Source organism: Streptomyces antimicrobicus (assembly GCF_020532625.1).
Classification (GTDB): domain Bacteria; phylum Actinomycetota; class Actinomycetes; order Streptomycetales; family Streptomycetaceae; genus Streptomyces; species Streptomyces antimicrobicus.
Window position 1 is genome coordinate 57,587 of the sequence record NZ_JAJAUY010000011.1, and the last position, 16,594, is coordinate 74,180.

13 protein-coding genes are annotated in these 16,594 nt (G+C 74.3%); 12 read left to right on the forward strand and 1 reads right to left on the reverse strand.

The genetic code is table 11. From position 1 onward, the window contains the following. Positions 1–9 precede the first annotated feature (9 nt). On the reverse strand, positions 10–1,401 hold the full coding sequence (locus LG632_RS05000) for an aspartate aminotransferase family protein (RefSeq protein WP_226725526.1): 1,392 nt from the start codon (positions 1,399–1,401) through the stop codon (positions 10–12). A gap of 198 nt (positions 1,402–1,599) precedes the next feature. Here LG632_RS05000 and LG632_RS05005 point away from each other — a divergent pair, with 198 nt between their 5' ends. The 12 genes from LG632_RS05005 to LG632_RS05060 all read left to right on the forward strand — a co-directional run bounded on the left by LG632_RS05005 (position 1,600) and on the right by LG632_RS05060 (position 16,386). Then, a complete protein-coding gene (locus LG632_RS05005) occupies positions 1,600–2,223 on the forward strand; it encodes a DJ-1/PfpI family protein (RefSeq protein WP_226725527.1) in 624 nt (207 codons plus the stop codon). Positions 2,224–2,392: 169 nt separating this feature from the next. After that, the gene (locus tag LG632_RS05010) at positions 2,393–2,872 is read left to right on the forward strand and encodes a MarR family winged helix-turn-helix transcriptional regulator (protein WP_226725559.1); all 480 of its coding nucleotides are present in this window, start codon (positions 2,393–2,395) and stop codon (positions 2,870–2,872) included. Positions 2,873–3,800: 928 nt separating this feature from the next. After that, positions 3,801–6,050 (forward strand): serine/threonine-protein kinase, encoded by a 2,250-nt coding sequence (locus LG632_RS05015; protein WP_226725529.1) that lies wholly within the window; start codon positions 3,801–3,803, stop codon positions 6,048–6,050. A 125-nt stretch (positions 6,051–6,175) separates the two neighbouring features. Continuing rightward, the gene (locus LG632_RS05020) at positions 6,176–6,580 is read left to right on the forward strand and encodes a nuclear transport factor 2 family protein (RefSeq protein ID WP_226725531.1); all 405 of its coding nucleotides are present in this window, start codon (positions 6,176–6,178) and stop codon (positions 6,578–6,580) included. 420 nt (positions 6,581–7,000) lie between these two features. Further along, positions 7,001–7,669: a LysE family translocator gene (locus LG632_RS05025; protein WP_226725532.1), complete on the forward strand. Its 669-nt coding sequence runs from the start codon at positions 7,001–7,003 to the stop codon at positions 7,667–7,669. Positions 7,670–8,863: 1,194 nt separating this feature from the next. Beyond that, positions 8,864–9,736, forward strand: coding sequence for an alpha/beta hydrolase (locus LG632_RS05030; protein WP_226725533.1), 873 nt, complete (start codon positions 8,864–8,866; stop codon positions 9,734–9,736). Then, complete coding sequence (locus tag LG632_RS05035) at positions 9,729–11,042, forward strand: acyltransferase family protein (RefSeq protein ID WP_226725534.1); 1,314 nt, start codon at positions 9,729–9,731, stop codon at positions 11,040–11,042. Before LG632_RS05030 ends, LG632_RS05035 begins: the two co-directional genes overlap by 8 nt. 10 nt (positions 11,043–11,052) lie before the next feature. Beyond that, complete coding sequence (locus LG632_RS05040) at positions 11,053–12,360, forward strand: sensor histidine kinase (protein WP_226725535.1); 1,308 nt, start codon at positions 11,053–11,055, stop codon at positions 12,358–12,360. Beyond that, positions 12,357–13,028 carry a response regulator gene (locus LG632_RS05045; protein ID WP_226725536.1) on the forward strand — a complete coding sequence of 224 codons (672 nt, stop codon included), beginning with the start codon at positions 12,357–12,359 and terminating at the stop codon, positions 13,026–13,028. Before LG632_RS05040 ends, LG632_RS05045 begins: the two co-directional genes overlap by 4 nt. Before the next feature lie 88 nt (positions 13,029–13,116). Further along, on the forward strand, positions 13,117–14,439 hold the full coding sequence (locus tag LG632_RS05050) for a sensor histidine kinase (RefSeq protein ID WP_374203400.1): 1,323 nt from the start codon (positions 13,117–13,119) through the stop codon (positions 14,437–14,439). Beyond that, on the forward strand, positions 14,436–15,095 hold the full coding sequence (locus LG632_RS05055) for a response regulator (protein ID WP_226725537.1): 660 nt from the start codon (positions 14,436–14,438) through the stop codon (positions 15,093–15,095). Before LG632_RS05050 ends, LG632_RS05055 begins: the two co-directional genes overlap by 4 nt. An 82-nt stretch (positions 15,096–15,177) precedes the next feature. Further along, positions 15,178–16,386 (forward strand): cytochrome P450, encoded by a 1,209-nt coding sequence (locus LG632_RS05060; RefSeq protein WP_226725538.1) that lies wholly within the window; start codon positions 15,178–15,180, stop codon positions 16,384–16,386. Positions 16,387–16,594: the final 208 nt, after the last annotated feature.

Here is a 16,594-nt window from a genome sequence, read left to right on the forward strand (position 1 = left end):
TGCCGGCCCTCAGGCGGCGCCGGCGGTGGTGTGCCGGTCGGCGACCGTCAGCGCCTCGTCCAGCAGGGCCAGGCCCTCCTTCGCCTCGGCCTCGGTGATGTTGCAGGCGGGCACCACGTGCGTCCGGTTCATGTTCACGAACGGCCACAGGCCGGCCTGCTTGCACGCCGCCGTGAACTCCGCCATCGGCGCGTTGTCCGCGCCCCCCGCGTTGTACGGCACGAGCGGCTCGCGCGTCTCCTTGTCCCGTACGAGCTCCACCGCCCAGAACGCGCCGAGGCCCCGCACCTCGCCCACGGACGGGTGCCGCTCGGCGATCTCGGCCAGGGCCGGGCCGATGACGTTCTCACCGAGGTGCGCGGCGTGCTCGACGATGCCTTCCTCGGCCATCGCGCCGATGGTGGCCACGGCGGCGGCGCACGCCAGCGGGTGACCGGAGTACGTCAGACCTCCGGGGTACGGCCGGGTGTCGAAGGTCTCGGCGATCGCGCCGGAGATCGCGACACCGCCGAGGGGCACGTAACCGCTGTTCACGCCCTTGGCGAAGGTGAGCAGGTCGGGGGTGACGTCCCAGTGCTCGGCGGCGAACCACTTGCCGGTGCGGCCGAAGCCGGCCATGACCTCGTCCAGGACGAAGACGATGCCGTAGCGGTCGCACAGCTCCCGTACGCCCGCGAGGTAACCGGCGGGCGGGACCATGATCCCGGCGGTGCCGGGCACGGTCTCCAGGACGATCGCGGCGATGGACTGCGGGCCCTCGAACGCGATGGTGTCCGCGAGGTGCGCCAGCGCCCGCTCGCACTCCTCGGCCTCGGTGGTGGCGTGGAAGGGCGAGCGGTAGAGGAACGGCCCCCAGAAGTGCACGACCCCGGCGGAGGCCGTGTCGGAGGGCCAGCGGCGCGGGTCACCGGTCAGGTTGATCGCGGCGGCGGTGGCGCCGTGGTACGAGCGGTAGGTCGAGAGCACCTTCTGGCGGCCCGTGTGCAGCCGGGCCATCCGGACGGCGTTCTCGACGGCCTCGGCGCCGCCGTTGGTGAAGAAGATCTTGTCGAGGTCGCCGGGGGTGCGCTCGGCGATCAGCCGCGCCGCCTCGGAGCGCACGTCCACGGCGAAGCCGGGCGCGAGCGTGCACAGCTTCGCGGCCTGCTCCTGGATCGCGGCGACGACCTTCGGGTGCTGGTGGCCGATGTTGGTGTTGACCAGCTGGGAGGAGAAGTCGAGGTAGCGGTTCCCGTCGTAGTCCCAGAAGTACGACCCCTCGGCCCCGGCCACGGCGAGCGGATCGATGAGCTTCTGTGCGGACCAGGAGTGGAACACGTGCGCGCGGTCGGCGGCCTTGACGGCGTCCTTGGCGGCGGCCGTGGGTGCGGTGTCGGCCTGAGGGGTGAGAGGGGTGGTCATGGCAGCACCGTAGAAGACGCAGGTAGGGGGTGGTATCGGCGGGTTGTATGGGGGTGGGCGGCGAGCCTCGGCAAGGTGTCGCGGGACCGGGATCCATTGACAGCATGCTGACGACATGACAGCCTACTGTCGTAGTCGGGCGGGAAGCAGACGGGAAAGCAGACAGGAAAGCAGGCGGGAAGCATGGAGGCGGACACGATGACCGAGACGCGGAAGCCGATCCACTTGGCGGTGTACGACACGTACGCCGACTGGGAGACCGGTCACACCACGGCACACCTGACCCAGCGCGGCCACGAGATCCGTACGGTCGCCCTCACGGCCGACCGCCCCGTCACCACCATGGGCGGCCTCCGGATCCAGCCCGACCAGGCCCTCGCCGACGTGGCCCCGGCGGATTCCGCGCTGCTGATCCTGACGGGCGCGCAGCTGTGGGACACCGGCGACGACCTGGCCCCGTTCGCCGCCAAGGCCCGGGAGTTCCTGGCCGCCGGAGTGCCCGTGGCGGCCATCTGCGGCGCCACGGCGGGCCTGGCCCGCGAGGGGCTGCTCGACGACCGCGCCCACACCAGCGCCGCGGCCGCGTACCTGGAGGCCACGGGCTACGCGGGCGGGGCCCACTATGTCGAGGCGGACGCGGTCACCGACACCCACCTGGTCACGGCCGGCCCGACCGAACCCGTGGCCTTCGCCCGCGAAATCTTCGCCCTGCTCGGCGTCTACAAGCCGGACGTCCTGGACGCGTGGTACCGCCTGTTCCACGACTCGGACCCGAGCGCGTTCCCGGTGCTGATGGCGGCGGCGGAGGCGGGCGATGCCTGACACCACGGCGCAGACCGACGGTACGGGGGGCGCGGGAGCGGACGCGGGAGCGGGAGCGGGAGCAGCCGCAGGAACGGGTGCGGGAGCGGGAGCAGCCGCAGGAACGGGTGCGGGAGCGGGAGCAGGCGCAGGAACGGAAGCAGCGGCAGGAACAGGCGCGGGAGTGGGAGTGGGAGCGGCGGCCGCAAGCACGCGGCGGCGGCAGGACCTGCTGAGCCGGACGGCGTTGGGGGTGTTCCGGCTGAACGGCCAGTTCCTGGCCGTCTCGGAGGATCTGGCCCGGCCCGCCGGCCTGACCGCGGCCCGCTGGCAGGTCCTGGGCGCGGTCCTGCACGAGCCGCTGCCCGTCGCGGGCATCGCCCGCGCCATGGGCATCACCCGCCAGAGCGTGCAACGCATCGCGGACCTCCTGGCCGCGAAGGGCCTGGCCGAGTACGTCCCCAACCCGGCCCACCGCAGAGCCAAGCTGCTCCGCCCCACCGCGGCGGGCCGAGCCGCCGTCGCCCGCATCGGCCCGGGCCACGCCGCCCTGGCCGACCAGCTGGCGGCGCACCTGGGCGAGGAGGCCTTCGCGGAGACCGTACGGGTCCTGGAACGCCTGGCGACGACCATGGACACGCTCAACCAGGCCCCACCCGAGCACGGTTGACCCGCCCACCCCGACCCGACCTGCCGACCCGGGTACGAGCCCGGGCCGTGGGCCGGGCAGGGAGCCGGGCCGGGAGCCGGGGCAGGGACCTGCGCGGGGTCGAAGCCCGGGCACCGGCGAGAGCCGACGCACGGCACCGGCGCGCCACCCGTACGGGCCCGCCGCCCCGGCACGGACACGGGCCGAGGCGCGGCACCGGCACGGGCCCGGGCACGGCACGGGCACGAGCACGGGCACGGCACGGCACGGCCTGTGCCGGGACACCTGCTGAGCAGGTGCACGGCGTGGGCATCGCCACGGAACACTGGCGCAGCACGGGCGCGGGCGCGGGGAGCACCAGGAGCACGGCACGGGCCGGGGAGCGCCGGGAGCACGGCACGGCCGGGCGCGGCACGGCACACCAGGGGCACGGCACGTGCCGGGCGCGGCCCCGCCCGGCACGGCCCCACCGGGCCCGGTACGGCCGTGCCTCGGCCCCCGTACGGCAGGGCCAGGCCCGGTTCGGCCCCGCCCTGCCCGGTACCTACCGGGCCCGATCCAGCCGGGCCCGGTAGGGCCCCGCCCCGCCCTGTACGGCCTCGCCGGGCCCGGTAGGGCCCGGCCCGGCCCGGTCCGCCCAGCCCGGCCCGGTCCGCCCGGCCCGGTACGACCTCGCGCCAGCCGGGACGGCCCCGCACCGGCAGGTACGGCTCAGTCCGAGTCCCAGTCCCAGTCCCAGTCGCAGTCCCGGTCCCGGTCAGCCCTGGCCAGGACCCGCTCCCGGCCGGGGGCGGCGGCAGGCTCGCCGTAGCGACACGTCGTACATCCGTACGCTCCCCCACCCCGCAACCGGCCGCCCCACCCCACCCGTCCCTCCCTCTGCACAGGCGCCCGGACCCGCACTATCGTCGGCTCGTTCGGCAGTCCTAGGGGGAAGGACCACCCGGCCATGGAGCAGCTGCTTCCGCAGGACCCGCACCGCATCGGCCCGTACCGCCTCCTCGCCCGGCTCGGCAGCGGCGGCATGGGCCGGGTCTACCTCGCCCGCTCCGACCGCGGACGTACCGTCGCCGTCAAGCTGGTCCACCGCGAGCTCGCGCTCCGCGAGGAGTTCCGGATCCGGTTCCGGCGGGAGGTCGCGGCGGCCCGCCGCATCGGCTCGGAATGGACCGCTCCGGTCCTCGACGCCGACACCGAGGCCGAGACCCCCTGGCTCGCCACCGGCTACATCGCCGGCCCCGCCCTGCGCCAGGTGGTGTCCCACGACTTCGGGCCGCTGCCGAGCCGTTCGGTACGGATCCTGGCCGCTGGCCTCGCGTACGCCGTCCAGGACATCCACTCGGCCGGCCTGATCCACCGCGACCTCAAGCCCTCCAACGTCCTGGTCACCCTCGACGGCCCCCGCGTCATCGACTTCGGCATCGCCCGCGCCCTCGCCCAGCCCGACCAGCCCCACCAGCCCCACCTGCCCCATGAGTCCGACCACTCCGACCCGTCCGACCAGCTCGGCGGCGGCCTGACCCGCACCGGCCAACTCGTCGGCTCGCCCGGCTTCATGGCACCGGAGCAGATCCGCGGGGAGCGGGTGAGCCCGGCGTGCGACGTGTTCTGCCTGGGCACGGTGCTGGCGTACGCGGCCACCGGGAGGCTGCCGTTCGGCGACGCGCAGGAGGCGGGCGGCCTGGCCGCGCTGCTGCTGCGCATCACGGGGGCGGAGCCCGTGCTGGACGGCGTACCGGGCGAACTGCGTGACCTCGTACGGGACTGCCTGCACAAGAACCCTGCCGCACGGCCGACGCCCGCGCAGATCCTGGCCCGGGTGGGCGCGGGCGACACGGTGGCCGACGGCCGAGCGCTGGAACCATGGCTTCCGTCCCCGCTGGTGGCCCAACTGGGCCGCCACGCGGTCCGCCTCCTGGACCACGAGGAGTCGATCCCTGCCGGACCGCCGGGCCCGGCGACCCCGGCCCGGTCGACCGCCGGGACGACGGGTGCCGCGACGACGGATGCCGGGACAACGGGTGCCGGGACAACGGGTGCCGGGACGACGGATGCAGGGACGACGGATGCAGGGACGACGGGTGCCGGCCCGGGAAGCCGCGGCGCGAGCGCGGCAGCACCCACCGGCCGCGCCCCGGCGCCCACCCAATCCCCCGGCCCCGTGGCCCCTACGCCACCCAGCCCCGCCCCGGCGGCCCCGACCCACCCGACCTCCGACGCCACCCCACCGCAAGGATCCGGCCTCGCCCCGACCCCCTCGGCACGACCCGGCTCCGCCACCACCCCACCGCAGGAGCCCGGCTCGGCCGCGAGCCGGTCGCCAGAGACCGGCTTCGCCCCGGACGCCCCACCCGGGCCCGGCCCGGGGGCGGCGCAGCCGACCGGACCGGGGCACAGGTCCGCCTCCGCGGACCAGGCGAGGCCGGGCGCCGAGCCCCCGCAGCCGACCCAGCCCGGCTTCGGGCCGGAGGAGCCGACCCGGGTGGCCGGGCTGCCGGTGTACGGGCCGGTGCCCGTGAACCCCGGTCGTCCGACGTACCCGCCCCACCCCACCTACCTCGGGCTCCCACCCGTCGAGGAGCCGCCCCGGCCGCACCGCCCCCGCGCCGCCTCGACGGCGTTCCTGCTCGCAGTGGCCGCCGTCGTGGCGGTCGCCGCAGGCGGCACGGTGTACGCCGTCGTGCGCGGCGGCCACCCCGGCGAACCGGCCCCCGGCCAGCGCACCCGTACCGCCCCGGCGCCCTCGCCGACGGCCGGCGGCACCGGCGCCACGGGCTCAGCCCCCTCGTCGCCCGGCTCCCGCTCCAGCGCCGACTCGGGCTCCGGATCCGACTCCGGTTCCGGAACCGGCACGGGCTCCAGCTCGCCAGGCGGCGCCGACAGCCTCCCCCCGGCGTACGCCGGCACCTGGCGCACCACCGCCACCACGCAGACCTGGCACCTCACCCTCACCCCCGGCTCCGTCGGCGACCCGGTGATGAGGCTCTCGGTCCAGGACCCGTCGTACTCCTGCACCTGGACGGCCACGCTCCAGCACGGCGGCGACACCGTCGAACTGAGCGCGTCCACCCTGCAATCCGGCGGCCCCCCGCACTGCCAACCGGGCCCGTGGAGCCGCCTGCGGCTCCTCCCCGACGGCTCCCTCCAACGCCAGCTCATGGAGGGCGACCGCCCACCACTCACGTACCAACGCGGTTGAGCACACGGTCGGGCACGCGGTTGAGCGCGGGGTCGAGGACGGGGTCGAGGACCAATTGTGTCGAGGTCAATAAGCCTGCTGGCACGCCCTGTTGTGCCAGCCCGACGCACCGCAGACTGCCCCCCATGGAGCCGTTGAAGGTGGTGACAGAACTATGGAATCGCATCGGCGCGCACGACTGGCCCGCAGTCGGCACCCTGATAGCGGAGGACGCCGTCATCGAGTGGCCGGTCAGCGCTGAACGGATCGTCGGCCGCGCCAACTTCCTCGCCGTCCTGAGCGACATGGGCCAGTCCACGTACGCCGACGACACCCGGGTCCGGCTGCTCCGCGCCCTCGCCGACGGCGACCGGGTCGTCACGGAGGTCGAGATGGCGGACGACCACGTCGTGTACCGGGGCGTCTCCCTGTGGACGGTACGCGACGGCGAGGTCGTCGACGGCCGCGAGTACTGGACCAGCCCCGGCCAGGACCCGGCACCGCGCTGGCGCGCCGGATACGTGGAGCCACTGACGACGCCGTTGACGTAGCGCGCGCCGCCCAACCCGTGCCCGCCTGGCCCACCGGGCTCGTCCCGGCACGACCGAGCCCGCCGGACTCGTCCCGGCACGACCGGGCCCGCCGGACTCGTCCCGGCACGACCGGGCCCGCCGGGCTCGTCCCGACTCGCTCGGCTCGGCGGGATCGGCTCCGCTCGGCTCGACTCCGCTCAGCGGGATCCGCTCGGCGGGATCGGTTCGGCGGGATCGGCTCGCCTCGGCCGATCCCCGGGGGCAGCACCGCTCAGCCGGCACACCCGGCCTGTCCCACTCGGCCGAACCCGGGCGACACCTCCCCGGCCCGTACAGCAGGCCACCGCCAGTCAGCACAACCGCCCGGCCAGCCCGAGCGCCGTCCGGCACGCCTCGGCCGGTATCCCCCAGCCGCCGCCCGATGCCATGCTGATCGACATGCTCACGCAACTGCTGACCGCCACCGGTGTGCTCGCCCTGCTCACGCTCGTCCCGGGGCCGGACATGGCGATCGTGACCAGGCGCGCGGTGTCTGCCGGGCGGGCGGACGGCCTGCGGACCGTCGCAGGGATCGCCTGCGGTCTGCTCGTGTGGGGCGCGCTCACCGCGGCCGGTCTGGCGGCGCTGCTCGCCGCGTCCGCCGGGGTGTACCTCGCGGTGAAGCTGGCGGGCGCGGCCTACCTCGTCCTCCTCGGCGTCCAGTCCCTGCGCCGGACGGGCAGCGGCCCCGCCCCCGGAGCCGCCGACTCCGGGGACTCCGGGGACTCCGGGGACTCCGCGGACGACGCACTCACCGCCCCAGCCCGAGGCGGCGGCAGCGCATGGCGCACGGGCCTGGTGAGCAACGTCCTCAACCCCAAGATCGCCGTCTTCTACACCGGCCTGCTCCCCACCCTCGCCCCGCCCGGCCTGTCCCCGGCGGTCGGCATGGGCCTACTGGTCCTGGTCCACGTGCTGCTGACGCTGCTCTGGCTCAGCTCGTACGTGTACGTCCTCTCGCGCGCCCAACGCCTCTTCGACCGCCCCCGCGTACGGCGCGCGCTGGACCGACTGACGGGCGTCGTCCTGATCGCCTTCGGCGTCCGGGTGGCAACGGCGACGTCGTAACGAACCAGCTGATCACCGCCGCCTCCATCTGCCGGGCCGATACGCCCCCACGCCCCGCCCGGCTCAGCACACCCCAGCTCCGTCCCCCAGGACCTCCGAACAGCAGAGCCCGATCCCGCACGGCTCCAAAGGGCTCCAAACAGCTCGGCACGGCTCCGCACGGCTCCGGACGGCTCGGCACGGCTCCGGAGACAACTCCGCATGGCTCCGGACGGCTCGGCACGGCTCCGGACAGCTCTGCATGGCTCCGGACGGCTCGGCACGCTCCAGCCCAACCTCAGACGCGCCTCGCACAGCTCCAACGGCTCCGCACCCTCAGCCCGGCGCAGCGCGCTGCCACACCGGCTCGGCATGCCTGAGCGCAGATGGCCCCCTCCCCTTGGGCCCGCACAAGTCGGCACGAAAGCGGCCGGGTTGCACCGAGCTCCGCACGGCCGCAAAGGCCCCGGCGCATCCCGTCCGCCACCGCCTTGGCAGCTGCGCCGGGGGTGGAGCACGTGCGGGCGCGCGGCTCCCCACAAGTGCAGCCCGCAGTAGGCCGGTTCCGCACCACGACCTCACACGATGCCGCACACCCCACACGGCGGGGCCCGGCCCGGCGCCGAACGGCCGGCGCGCGGCCCGCCCGGCCCGGCCCTGCACGGCCCCGCTCCGAACGGCCCCGCGCACCCCCCGGCCCGGCCCCGCACGGCCCGGCTCCGAACGGCCCCGCGTGGCCCCGATGTCACCCCCGTAATACCTGAGAGCTACGCCCAAACCCCGCTCCACAGCGGGACGCTGACCACAGCCTCGCGTTCCTAACTTCGGTACCGGAGAGAAGGCCTCTCCCCGCTCCGGACCGAAGGACGCCGCATGACCAGCAGCAGCCCCCAGCGCTCCAGCAGCCGCCCCGGGCACCCCAGCCCCGACCGGCCGCTGCGCCCAGGGCTGCTCGAAGCAGGCCAACTGCCCCACCCAGCAGCACGACCCCGTACCGACCAGCCACCCGGCCCAGCAGGCACACCCCGCCCGAGAGGCAGACGCGCAACCGACCAGGAGCTCCCCCCAAGAGGCGAACGCGCAACCGACCAGCGCCCCCACCCAGGAGGCGAACGCGCAACCGACCAGCGGCCCCACCCAGGAGGCCGACCCCGATCCACCCGGCCGCTCCGCGCGGCCCTGGCCGCCCTGCTGACCGCCGCCGTCGTCCTCCCCATGTCCGCCGCCGCCTCGCCGGACGTCCCCGCGCCCGCCGCCCACCGCTTCTCCGACACGGCCCCCGCGCCGGAGCGCTACGCCGCCAACCTCGACAACCTCACCCGCGCCGCCGCGATGGCCCAGGAGGCCGGTCGCACCGGCCGGGCCGCGCGGCTGCGCGAGATGACCGCCGGCGGATCGGCCCAGTTCCTCGCCTTCGACGGGCGAGGCACGGGCCGAGCCGTCGAAGTCTTCGGCAGCCTGGCCACCGCGGACCGGATCGCCGTCCTGGTCCCGGGGTCGGACACCACGCTGGACACGTACCAGAGGTTCCGTGCCGGGGCGGTCGCCCTGCACCAGCGCCTCGACCGTGAGCATCCACGCTCCGCCGTCGTGGCCTGGCTCGGGTACGACACCCCCGGCACGGTCAGCCCGTCGGTCACCACCACCGGGCGGGCCGACGACGCCGCCCGCCGACTGACCGGCTTCCTCACGGAGATACGGACCCTGACCGGGCCGGACGCCCGACTGTCGCTGCTGTGCCACTCCTACGGCTCCGTCGTCTGCGCCCGCACCCCGACCGGGCCCGCCGTCACCGACATCGCCCTGTACGGCAGCCCGGGTACGGCCGCCGGCACGGCAGCCGAGCTGCCCACCTCAGCCCGGGTGTGGGCCGGACGCGGCAGCGGCGACTGGATAGCCAACGTGCCCCACGTCCGCCTCGGCAGCATCGGTTTCGGCACGGACCCGGTCGACCCGGCCTTCGGCGCCCACCGGTTCCCCGCGGGCGCGGCCGGCCACAGCGACTACCTCAAGCCGGGTTCCGGCTCCCTCGACAGCCTCGCCCGCATCGTGCTGGGCACCGCACTCCCGGAGGCCTCCCATGGCTGAGCCCCTCACCCGCTGGGCCCGGCTCGCCGCCACGGTCGACCGCGCCACCCCGACCGACCGGGACCGTGCCGTCGACGCCCTGCGTGCCCTGGCCATCCTCGGCGTGGTCCTCGGCCACTGGCTGGTGACCGCGCTCACCGCGAACGACGGCGGGCTGAGTACCACGAGCCCGCTGGCGCACATGCCGTGGCTGGCCCCCGTCTCCTGGGTGTTCCAGACCCTGGCCGTGTTCTTCCTCGTCGGCGGGTACGTCGGCGCCGCCGGCTACGCCTCGGCACGCCACCGCGGAGTGCCGTACCGGGCGTGGGTGAAGGGCCGCCTGCACCGCCTGTTCCGGCCGGTGGCCGCCGTGCTCACGCTGTGGTCGGTGGCCTCGGTGGGGATGCTGCTGGGCGGAGTGTCGCTGAGCACCATCGAGTCGCTGCTGACGCTGGTCCTGTCTCCGCTGTGGTTCCTGCTGGTCTTCGCGGCGCTGACCGCCGCCACCCCGCTGGTGTCCCGGATGCATCCGCTGTGGCCGCTGGCCGTGGTGGCGGCGGTGGACGCGGCACGGTTCGCCCTGGGGGCGCCCGGGTGGCTCGGCTGGGTCAATGTGGCGGCGGGCTGGCTGGTGCCGTACACCCTCGGCGCCGCCTGGTCTCGAGGCGTACTGCCCCGCCGCGCCCCGGTCGTGCTGCTGGCCGGCGGCGGCGCGGCCGTCACCGCGCTGGTCCTCTTCGGCGGCTACCCGGCCTCGATGGTGGGCGTGCCGGGGGCGTCGATCTCCAACCTCAATCCGCCGACGCTGGCCGCCGTCGCGTTCGGTCTGGCCCAGTGCGGCCTGGCACTGCTGCTGCGCGAACCGCTGGCGCGGCGGATGCGCCGGCCCCGCGCCTGGGCGAAGGTGGCGCTGGTCAACCTGTCGGCGATGACGGTCTTCCTGTGGCACCAGACCGCCATGATGGCCGTCACCGCCAGCGGCCTGCTGGCAGGCACGGCCCTGCCCGGGCTGCACACCGTCCCCGACTCCTGGACCTGGATCCCGGCCCGCCTGCTGTGGCTTCCGGTGTTCGCCGCAGCGCTCCTGTTCTGCTGGGCCGCGTTCCGCACGTACGAGCAGCGCCCGCGCCGCCCGCGCCGCCCGCAGAACCGCGCCGCCCGGTCCCGGCATGCAACACCGCCCCCGCCACCGCCCCCGACCTCGCCCCCGCTCCCGCCGCCGGTCGAAGTCCGGCCCACGCACCGGACCTCAGCCCCGCGGCCCGCCCCGCCGGCCCAGCTCCCCCGTGGGTACATACCGATAAGCAAGGAGGTCAGCCATGCCTAGGCTGGCCGGCATGATCCCCCAGAGTGAGACCCCCGCACCGGTCCCGTCGGAGGTGCGCCGGGCCGCGTGGACGGTGGTGCGGGACCTGCTCACCGTGGAGCACCAGCCGCTCCCGCGCATGCGCAGGCCGCGCTGGCTGGCGTACCTGCCGCACTGCCTGGTCGGCTACGCCGCGATCTTCTTCAGCTTCCTGGTGACCCAGCAGCTGAGCGAGCACTACCAGCTGCGCGGTGGCATTCCGCTCGCCCTGGGGCTGCTGACCGGGGCCTCCGTCGTGCTCACCATGTTCCGGCCGATGGGCGGCTTCTGGCTGGCGACGGGCACCACCGTCTGGATCGCCGTACTGACCCGGCCGCACGTCACGGGCGGGCAGACCTGGCCGTGGCTGCCCGGCGGGCTCCCCGCCTACGCCCTGGTGCTGCTGCTGGTGTCACTGCGGGTGGCGCCCCGGGTGACGGCCGAGGCGGTGGCCGTCGCGCTGGTGTTCACCGGCGGCGCCGAGCTGGCGTTCCGGCCTCCGCAGGGCAGCATGTCCGCCCTCAGCGAGGTCCTCGTCCTCTTCGGTGTCACGGGGCTGCTGGGCTACGCGCTGCGCGCCGTCCGGCTGGCCCGCGGCCAGCTGCAGGAACAGGAGACGCAGACCGAGGCGGAGCGGGCGCGGCGCACACTGCTGGAGGAGCGCAGCCGGATCGCGCGCGAGCTCCACGACGTGGTCGCCCACCACATGTCGGTGATCTCGATCCAGGCGCAGGTGGCCCCGCACCTGGTGGAGAACCCGTCGCAGGAGCTCAAGGAGAATCTGGCGGGCATCCGGCAGAACGCCCTGGAGGCCCTGACGGAGCTGCGCCGGGTGCTGGGCGTGCTCCGCTCGGAGAACGCGGACGACCCGGCGAACCCGCACCACCCCCAGCCCACCCTCGCCGACCTCGACACCCTGGTGGACAACGTGCGCGCGGCCGGCCTGGACGTCACCACCGAACGAGCGGGTGTCCGCCGGCCCTTGACACCCGGCGTCGAGCTGACCGCCTACCGCATCGTGCAGGAGGCGCTGAGCAACTGCCTGCGCCACGCCCCCGGTTCGCGGGTGGAGGTCGGGATCGCCTACGGGCCCCACGAGTTGTACCTGTGCGTCGCCAACAGCCGGCCGACCCGCCCCGTCCAGGCGTCGCCTGGCGCCGGGCACGGCCTGCTGGGGATGCGCGAGCGAGCAGGCATGCTGGGGGGCGAGCTGGCCGCCGGCCCCCGACCCGGTGGCGGGTACGAGGTGACCGCCCACCTCCCCGTGGACCCCGCCGAGACGACCGAAGGAGCCGCATGACCACGCCGATCCGGGTGATGATCGCCGACGACCAGATGATGGTCCGGCAGGGGTTCACCGTCCTGCTCAACGCCCAGCCCGACATCGAGGTGGTCGGCCAGGCCGTGGACGGCGCCGACGCCGTGGCGAAGGTCGCCGAGCTGGCCCCCGACGTCGTCCTCATGGACATCCGCATGCCCGGCATGGGCGGCATCGAGGCCACCGCCACCCTCACGGGCGCCCCCGGCTCGACGGTCAAGGTGCTGGTGCTGACCACCTTCGACCTCGACGAGTACGTGTACGAGGCGCTGCGCGCCGGGGCCTCCGGCTTCCTGCTGAAGGACGCCTCCGCCGAACAGCTCGCCGAGGCGGTGCGGGTGATCGCGGCCGGGGAGGCGCTGCTGTCCCCGAACATCACCAAGCGGCTGATCACCGAGTTCTCCCGGATGGGAGCTCCGCGCGGGCCCTCCAAGGAGCGCATCGGCGAGCTGACGGAACGCGAGACGGAGGTGCTGGCGCTGATCGCCCAGGGGCTGTCCAACGCGGAGATCGCCAAGCACCTGCTGGTGGCCGAACAGACGGTGAAGACGCATGTGAGCCGGATCCTGGTGAAGCTGCAGCTACGCGACCGCACCCAGGCCGCGGTGTTCGCGTACGAGACGGGCCTGGTCCGTCCGACGGGCTACTGAGTGCACCGCGTAGTACCTGAGAGGGAGGCGGGGAAATCCGTAGCAGTGGCGACGCGGACGACAGCGGCGGCGGCCTACCGTTTCGAGTGTGACCGAGACAACGACCGGGGCGGACTCCCGGACACCTGAAATGCTGATGGCGTCGGGCCTGTTCGCGGCTCTGCGCCGGGACCTGATCACCGATGCCTTCGCCTACCGTCCGCTGCCCCCGATGCGCACGGACGGGCCGGTCGTCCGGCGCCTGCCGGCCCGGCTGCGGGAGGAGACCACGCGGCTGCCGCATCTGGCGGTCGGCCTGGTCGCCATCGTCGTGGTGCTCCTCGCCCTGGCCCCGGCCAACGGTGGGCTCCTGCCGCCCGCCGGGAATCTGGTCGTCGGCCTCATAGCGGCGGCGCCGGTGATGATGACGCTGGTGCGGCCGATCGGGGCGTTCTGGGCGGCGATAGCCATGACGGCGGCGCTGTCCGTGATGCAGCCCGGTGGCGCGATGGGCCTGTGGTCGCCGAGTTCCTTCGTCGCGCAGCTGACCGTCCTGGTGGTCGTGGCGATGCGGGTGGGGCCCCGCGTCGCGGGGTGGATGTGGCTGGTGACCTGCGGGACCGGCGTCGTCCTGACCGTGTTCCTCGGGCGGGGCGAGTTGGCGGACGTCTTCCCCATGGCCATGACCTCGGCGCTGGCGCTGCTGGTGGTCAGCGTCCGGTACATACGGGTGGCCGCGGAGGAGGAGGTGACCGCACAGCAGGTGGTCACGGCCGTCGAGCGGGACCGGCGGACGCTGCTGGAGGAGCGCACGACCATCGCCCGGGAGCTCCACGACGTCGTGGCCCACCACATGTCGGTCGTCGCGATCCAGGCGGAGGCCGCGCCCTACCGTGTGTTGAATCCCCCGCCCGAGCTGGTGACGGCGTTCGCGACCATCCGGGAGAACGCGGTCTCGGCACTGACGGAGCTGCGCCGGGTGCTGGGCGTCGTACGGTCCGCGGACTACGAGGCGCCGGACGCCCCGCAGCCGACCCTGGCCGAGCTGGACGGCCTGCTGGCCAATGTCCGCGAGGCCGGGCTGAGGGTGGAGAAGACCGTGACCGGCACGGTCCGGGAGCTTCCGCAGGGAGTGGAGCTGTCGGCGTACCGGATCGTTCAGGAGGCGCTGAGCAACACGCTGCGCCACGCGCCCGGGGCCGCGGCCGTGGTGGAGGTGTCGTACGTGCTGAGCGGGCTCGGGGTGCGCGTGGTCAACGACGCCCCGACCGGGGACATACGCCCGGTGCCCGGTGCGGGGCACGGGATCACGGGCATACGGGAGCGGGTGGCGATGCTGGAGGGGGAGATGACGGCCGGTAAGACGGAGGCTGGAGGGTACGAGGTGGCGGTGTTCATACCCGTGCGGCGGTCCGCCGAGGACGCGGCGTGACGATCAGGGTCCTGATCGTGGACGACCAGATGATGGTGAGGGAGGGTTTCTCGGTCCTGCTGAACGCGCAGGCCGACATCGAGGTGGTGGGCGAGGCGGTCGACGGCCGGGAGGCCATCGCCCAGGTGGCGGCCCTGCGGCCGGACGTGGTGCTGATGGACATCCGGATGCCCGTGCTCAACGGCTTGGAGGCCACGCGGGAGATCGTGGCGGCGGACGCGGACGCGAAGGTGCTGGTCCTGACGACCTTCGACCTCGACGAGTACGTGTACCAGGCGCTGCGGGCGGGCGCCTCCGGCTTCCTCCTCAAGGACGCCTCCGCCCGTCAGCTCGCCGAGGGGGTGCGGGTGGTGGCGGCCGGCGAGGCGCTGCTGGCGCCGTCGGTGACCAAGCGGCTGATCGTCGAGTTCTCCAAGCTCTCGGAGCCGCCGCGGGTCGGGGCCCCGGCCGCGGCGGGCGAGTTGACGGAACGGGAGACGGAGGTGTTGGTCCTGATCGCGCAGGGCCTGTCCAACGCGGAGATAGCCGACCGGCTCGTCGTCGCGGAGTCCACGGTCAAGACGCACGTCAGCCGGGTCCTGGTGAAGCTGGGCCTGCGCGACCGCACCCAGGCCGCCGTGTACGCGTACGAGACCCGGCTGGTGGTCCCGTCGTAGGGCCGCAAGTCCCTGGTGGATACGGCTGGCCGGTCCGTCGAAGGCCGGTCCGGTCGGTCCCCGGCGGGGCTAAGGTCCGGGGATGGACATGGACTTCGACCCGTGGGACCCCTCGTTCGTCGCCGATCCGTACCCCGCCTACGCCGCCCTGCGCGCTCGGGGCAGGGCCATCCCCTACGAGCCGACCGGGCAGTGGCTGATCCCGCACCACGCCGATGTGAGCGCGCTGCTGCGGGACCGGCGGCTGGGGCGCACCTATCTGCACCGGTTCAGCCACGAGGAGTTCGGGCGGACGCCGCCGCCGGCCGAGCACGAACCGTTCCACACGCTCAACGACCACGGCATGCTCGACCTGGAGGACCCCGCGCACGCCCGGGTGCGGCGGCTGGTGTCCAAGGCGTTCACGCCGCGCACGGTGGAGCGGCTGGCGCCGACCGTCGGGCGGATGGCCCAGGACCTGGTGGCCGGGTTCGTGGCGGACGGGGGCGGTGACCTGCTCACCGCCGTCGCCGAGCCGTTGCCCGTCGCCGTGATCGCCGAGCTGCTCGGTGTCCCGGAGGCGGACCGGGGGCTGCTGCGGCCCTGGTCGGCGGACATCTGCGGGATGTTCGAGCTCCACCCGTCCGAGGAGACCGCGCGGCGGGCGGTGCGGGCCTCGGTGGAGTTCAGCGCATACCTGCGGGAGCTGATCGCCGAGCGGCGCAAGGATCCGGGTGAGGACCTGGTGTCGGCGTTGATCGCCGCGCACGACGAGGAGGGGAGGCTCAGTGAACAGGAGATGATCTCTACCTGTGTGCTGCTGCTCAACGCGGGCCACGAAGCCACGGTGAACACCACGGCCAACGGGTGGTGGACCCTGTTCCGTCATCCTGCCGAGCTGGCCGCTCTGCGCGCCGATCGCGGACTTCTGTCCACAGCTGTGGACGAACTTCTGCGCTTCGACACTCCGCTGCAGATGTTCGAGCGCTGGGTGCTCGACGAGATCGAGGTCGGCGGCACCGTGATCCCGCGCGGGGCGGAGGTGGCGCTGCTGTTCGGCTCGGCCAACCGCGACCCGGCCCGGTTCGCCCGCCCTGACGACCTGGACCTGGCCCGGACCGACAATCCGCACCTGAGCTTCGGCGCCGGCATCCACTACTGCCTGGGCGCGCCCCTGGCCAAGGTGGAACTCACCGCGTCGTTCGGGGCCCTGCTGGCGGACACCACTCCGCCCCTGCGCCTCGTACGCGAGCCGCAGTGGCAGGAGGGCTACGTGATCAGGGGCCTCCGCGAACTGCTGATCGAGTTCTGACGCCCCTACCGACCCCGCCCGGCCGCCCCGGGGCGGGTCGGCCCAGGTCGGGCACCGCGGCGGGTGCGATGCCGAACGCCACCGGCGGAACGCGACCCGCGGGGGCTGCCCCGGCCGCCGCCATCGGGCACCGCGGCGAGAGCAGTGCCATGGCCGAGCGCCGCCGATCTGGCGCGGCTTCCCGACCGCTGCCCGGTCGGCTACTGCC

Excerpts from the sequence above, each read along its gene's own strand:
- LG632_RS05000 (WP_226725526.1), bottom strand. The coding sequence starts at position 1,401 with ATGACCACCCCTCTCACCCCTCAGGCCGACACCGCACCCACGGCCGCC.
- LG632_RS05005 (WP_226725527.1), top strand. The coding sequence starts at position 1,600 with ATGACCGAGACGCGGAAGCCGATCCACTTGGCGGTGTACGACACGTAC.
- LG632_RS05015 (WP_226725529.1), top strand. The coding sequence starts at position 3,801 with ATGGAGCAGCTGCTTCCGCAGGACCCGCACCGCATCGGCCCGTACCGC.
- LG632_RS05020 (WP_226725531.1), top strand. The coding sequence starts at position 6,176 with ATGGAGCCGTTGAAGGTGGTGACAGAACTATGGAATCGCATCGGCGCG.
- LG632_RS05025 (WP_226725532.1), top strand. The coding sequence starts at position 7,001 with ATGCTCACGCAACTGCTGACCGCCACCGGTGTGCTCGCCCTGCTCACG.
- LG632_RS05030 (WP_226725533.1), top strand. The coding sequence starts at position 8,864 with ATGTCCGCCGCCGCCTCGCCGGACGTCCCCGCGCCCGCCGCCCACCGC.
- LG632_RS05035 (WP_226725534.1), top strand. The coding sequence starts at position 9,729 with ATGGCTGAGCCCCTCACCCGCTGGGCCCGGCTCGCCGCCACGGTCGAC.
- LG632_RS05040 (WP_226725535.1), top strand. The coding sequence starts at position 11,053 with ATGATCCCCCAGAGTGAGACCCCCGCACCGGTCCCGTCGGAGGTGCGC.
- LG632_RS05045 (WP_226725536.1), top strand. The coding sequence starts at position 12,357 with ATGACCACGCCGATCCGGGTGATGATCGCCGACGACCAGATGATGGTC.
- LG632_RS05060 (WP_226725538.1), top strand. The coding sequence starts at position 15,178 with ATGGACATGGACTTCGACCCGTGGGACCCCTCGTTCGTCGCCGATCCG.